This window comes from Streptomyces odonnellii, from assembly GCF_000981895.1.
GTDB classification, from domain to species: domain Bacteria; phylum Actinomycetota; class Actinomycetes; order Streptomycetales; family Streptomycetaceae; genus Streptomyces; species Streptomyces odonnellii.
In genome coordinates this window covers 1-4,547 of record NZ_LATD01000537.1, presented here as the reverse complement: position 1 = coordinate 4,547, position 4,547 = coordinate 1, and the positions used below count along the sequence as shown (strand labels likewise).

The following is a 4,547-nucleotide window of genomic DNA, read 5'->3' as shown; positions in this document are numbered from 1 at the left end:
ACGGTGCACGGGCGGGAGACGGGGAGGCGGGGGGGAACGCGGCGGGCGGCGGCCATTGGTGTGAGGAAAGAGTGATTGTGTGACCACACCCTGTGTCGAGGGAAAGCATCATCTCCCGGACACCGACTCGCGTGCCCGTTCAGAAACCGGTCCGACGCCGGTCTCCGTGTGCCCCGGACCGGGCGAAGGGAGCGACGCAGATGACTGCTGTACGACGCATGGCCACCGCCGCGATACTCGTGGCACTGACCGCTGTATCAGCGCCGCCCGCGTTCGCGGCGGCCCCGGCCGAGGCCCCTGCCGCGACCGACGCGCCCTTTCTCACGACGATCCACCAGGCGAACCTGGCGGAGATCGCGGCAGGAGAGGACGCGGGCAAGAACGCCAGGGCGGCCTGTGTGAAGAGCGTCGGCGCGCGAATCGTGCGCGACCACAGAAAACTCGACGCCGGCGTGATCGCACTGGCGGGCAAACTCGGCGTCACCCTCCCGGCCGGGCTCTCCGAGGCACAACAGGAAGACCTCGCCGCCATACAGGCCAAGGCCGGCACTCACGCGTACGACACCTCCTGGCTGGCCGACCAGGCCACCAGCCACATCGCAGCGCTGGCCCTGATCGACACCGAGGTCAAGACGGGCGGGAACGCCGAAGTCCGGGCGGCAGCCGCGGCCGCGCGTCCCGTCGTCGCCACGCACCTCACGCTGATCCGCGCCTGCGAGGCCGAAATCGACCCGTCGTAAGGCCACTTGGCGAATCCACCGCGACGGAAAGGCGGTGCCGGAAGCCGCCGGCACCGCCTTTGGCCTGTTCGGCACCGCCCTTGAACCGCTCTGCTCCACGGCGCTGCTCCGCCGCCGGCCGTGGCAGTGGCCGCCAGCGATCACTTAGTGTAGCCTTACCTAAGTTTTGGGCCTGACTGGTGGCCAGGGATCGCAGGAGCCGGAGGGGTGCGGTGGGGGCTGAAGGCCCGGCGGGGCAGGATGTCCTGAGACACGCGGTGCGGGGACAACGGCGTGATGTAGCGCTGTCGTCCCTCCTCGCGGCCGGGCATCAGGCGGGCGAGGCGCTCATACCGGTGCTCATCGGCCTGGTGATCGACCGGGCCGTCGCGAGGAGCGACGGGGCCGCGCTGTGGTGGTGGACCGGCGTGCTGGCCATCGCGTACATCGGGCTCTCGTTCAGCTTCCGGACCGGTGCGCGGCTCTCGGAGCGGGCCGCCGTCGCGGCCTCGCACGAACTGCGGATCGCGCTGGTCGGCCGGGTCCTGCATCCGGGGGGCGGCACCGAGGCGCTGGGGCTGCCCGGCGCCCTGGTGAACACCGCCACCGAGGACGCCAAACGGGTCGGCGCCGTGAACGTCGCGGTGATGGAGGCGGCGGCCGCGCTGGCCGCGCTGGGCGTCAGCGCCGCGGCCCTGCTCTGGATCTCCGTACCGCTCGGCCTCGTCGTCCTGCTGGGCACACCGCTGCTGCTGTGGCTCGGCCATCTGCTGAGCGGGCCGCTGGAGCGGCGCAGCGAGGCCGAGCAGGAGCGGGCCGGGCAGGCGTCGGCGGTCGCCGCGGATCTCGTGGCCGGTCTGCGGGTGCTCAAGGGAATCGGCGCCGAGTCGGCGGCCGTCGCCCGCTACCGCTCCGCCAGCCGTGCCTCGCTGGCCGCCACCCTCCGCGCGACCCGGGCGCATGCCTGGCAGAAGGGAATGACCCTCGGGCTGACGGGTGTGTTCATCGCCCTGGTCGCCCTGATCGGCGGTCGTCTGGCCGCCGCCGGCGACATCACTCTGGGCGGGCTGGTCTCGGCGGTCGGGCTGGCGCTGTTCCTGCTCGGGCCGCTCGAAGTGGTCGGCTGGGTGAACGCGGAGTTCGCCCAGGGGCGTTCGTCCGCGGCCCGTATCGCGAAGGTGCTCGCCGCGCCTCCGGCGGTGCAGCCAGGACCGGACGGACTGCCGGTGACGGTACGCGGCCATGTCCGGCTGCGGGGCGTCTCGTACGCGGGTCTGCGCGATGTCGATCTGGAGGCCTCGCCCGGTGAGTTGCTCGGGGTGGTGGCCGTCGATCCGGCGGACGCGCCGGCGCTGCTCGGCTGTCTGGGACGGGTGGCGGATCCGGACACCGGGGCTGTGGAGCTGGACGGGGTGGCCCTGACCGCACTGGACCCGGCGGAGATCCGGCGGGTGCTGCTGGTCGCGGGGCATGACGCCGACCTGTTCGGGGGCACACTGGCCGGCAATGTGTCGGCCGCTGCCCGGCACTCCCCCGACAGCGCCGCGGAACTCCCGCGCATCACGGCGGCGATGGCCGCGGCCGGCGCCGACGAGGTCGCCGAGGCTCTCCCCCACGGCGCGGCGACGACGGTCACCGAGCGCGGCCGGTCCCTCTCCGGCGGCCAGCGGCAGCGCGTGGCCCTGGCCAGGGCACTGGCCGCCGAGGCCCCGGTGCTGGTCCTGCACGACCCCACGACCGCGGTCGACACCGTCACGGAGGCCCGGATCGCCGGAGCGCTCAGGGACTTCCGGCGCGGGCGTACGACGATCCTGGTCACCACGAGCCCGGCGCTGCTGGCGGTGACCGACCGGGTGGTGTTCCTGCGCGGCGGACGCGTCACGGACACGGCGCCCCACGCCCGCCTCGTACAGCGCCACGAGAGCTACCGGACGGCGGTCTTCGCGTGAAGGACGACCACGCCCAGAGGGACAGTCACGCCCACGGGGACGACCGCACCAGGGAGAACGGCAACACCGGCGAGGAGGACAGCCGGGTGCTGCTGCCCACCGCCTCCGCCCGCCGCACCCGCGCGGCGGTACGCGAACTCCTCCGCCCCCACCGGCCGCTGGCGCTCGCGGCCCTGGTCACCATGGTCGCCGCGACAGCGGTCGGACTGGTGGTGCAGCCGGTGCTCGGTCATATCGTGGACGCGGTCACCGAGGGCCGGCCGGCCGACGCGGTCGTCGCGCCCGTGGTGCTGCTGGCGGTGGTCGCCGTCGTCCAGGGCGCAGCCACCGGCCTGGGGCTCTCGCTGGTCTCGCGCCTCGGCGAGACCGTACTGGCCCGGTTGCGCGAGCGCTTCGTGGACCGCGCCCTGGGGCTTCCACTGGAGCAGGTGGAGGGCGCGGGCTCGGGGGACCTGACGGCGCGTGTCACCGGCGATGTGTCGCTGATCGCGGACGCGGTCCGCAACGCGCTGCCCGAACTGGCCCGTTCGGTGCTGGCGATCGTGCTCACCCTGGGCGCGCTGGCCCTGCTCGACTGGCGTTTCCTGCTCGCCGCGCTCCTCGCCGTCCCCGTACAGGCGTACACCGCGCGGTGGTACATACGGAACGCGGCGCCGCTCTACGCCGAGCAGCGCATCGCCCACGGGGCCCAGCAGCAGCAGCTTCTGGACAGCATCGGCGGCGCGCGGACCGTACGTGCCTTCCGGCTGGAGGACGAGCACACCGAGCGGGTCACCGAGCGGTCCCGGTCCGTGGTGGCGCTGACCATGCGCGGCGTCCACCTGGTCCTGCGCTTCTACAGCCGGCTGCATCTGGCCGAGTTCACGGGTCTCGCGGCCGTACTGGTGGCGGGCTTCCTGCTGGTGCGTGCCGGTTCGGTCTCCGTCGGTACGGCGACGGCCGCGGCGCTCTACTTCCACAGCCTCTTCACCCCCGTCAACTCGGCACTGATGCTGGTCGACGACGCGCAGTCGGCGACGGCGGGCCTGGCCCGGCTCGTCGGGGTGGTCGACCTGCCTCCCGTCCGCGCGGAGGGGCGGGCCGTGCCGCGTGACGCGTCGGTCGCCCTCGACGGGATCGGTCACGCGTACCGGCCGGGGCATCCCGTCCTCCATGGGGTGAATCTGACGGTCCAGCCGCGGGAACGGGTCGCGCTGGTCGGGGCGAGCGGGGCGGGAAAGACCACGCTGGCGAAGATCACGGCCAGTATCCACCGGCCGTCCGAGGGCACGGTCCGGATCGGCGGCGCGGAGTTGGACTCGCTCGGCGGTGCCGAGGTCCGCCGGAACATCGCCCTCGTCACCCAGGACGTGCATGTGTTCGCCGGGCCGCTCGCCGACGACCTGCGGCTGGCCCGTCCCGACGCCACCGACGCGGAACTGCGCGCGGCGCTCGACCGCGTGGACGCGCTGGGCTGGGCGGCCCTGCTGCCGGACGGCCTGGCCACCGTCGTCGGCGAGGGCGGGCACCAGCTCACCGGCGCGCAGTCGCAGCAACTCGCCCTGGCACGGCTGGTGCTGGCCGATCCGCCGGTGGCGGTCCTCGACGAGGCCACCGCGGAAGCGGGCAGCGCCGGGGCACGCGCCCTGGAGAAGGCCGCCGCCCGCGCGGTGGACGGCCGTACGGCCCTGATCGTCGCCCACCGTCTGACACAGGCCGCGAGCGCCGACCGGATCGTGGTCGTGGACGCCGGCCGGGTGGCGGAGTCCGGCACACACGACGAACTGCTCGCGGCCGGCGGCACATACGCGGCTCTGTGGGAGGCCTGGTCGTACCGCCGCGACACCGCGCCCTGACCCTCCGGACCCCGCACCGCAACCACCCCACCCCCCGCACCCAC

The 4,547-nt window shown here is 73.8% G+C and carries 3 protein-coding genes; all 3 read left to right on the top strand.

The features are described 5' to 3' along the window. Positions 1–200: 200 nt before the first annotated feature. The 3 genes from WH07_RS34630 (at position 201) to WH07_RS34620 (ending at position 4,503) form a co-directional block, all read left to right on the top strand. The gene (locus WH07_RS34630) at positions 201–740 is read left to right on the top strand and encodes a DUF4142 domain-containing protein (protein WP_232789164.1); all 540 of its coding nucleotides are present in this window, start codon (positions 201–203) and stop codon (positions 738–740) included. 212 nt (positions 741–952) lie between these two features. Then, the gene (locus WH07_RS34625) at positions 953–2,668 is read left to right on the top strand and encodes an ABC transporter ATP-binding protein (protein WP_046508978.1); all 1,716 of its coding nucleotides are present in this window, start codon (positions 953–955) and stop codon (positions 2,666–2,668) included. After that, positions 2,665–4,503, top strand: coding sequence for an ABC transporter ATP-binding protein (locus tag WH07_RS34620; protein ID WP_046508974.1), 1,839 nt, complete (start codon positions 2,665–2,667; stop codon positions 4,501–4,503). The genes WH07_RS34625 and WH07_RS34620 overlap by 4 nt, the downstream gene beginning before the upstream one ends. Positions 4,504–4,547 lie beyond the last annotated feature (44 nt).

Bases quoted from the DNA above. Each gene is read 5' to 3' on its own strand.
- WH07_RS34630 (WP_232789164.1), top strand. From the start codon at position 201: ATGACTGCTGTACGACGCATGGCCACCGCCGCGATACTCGTGGCACTG.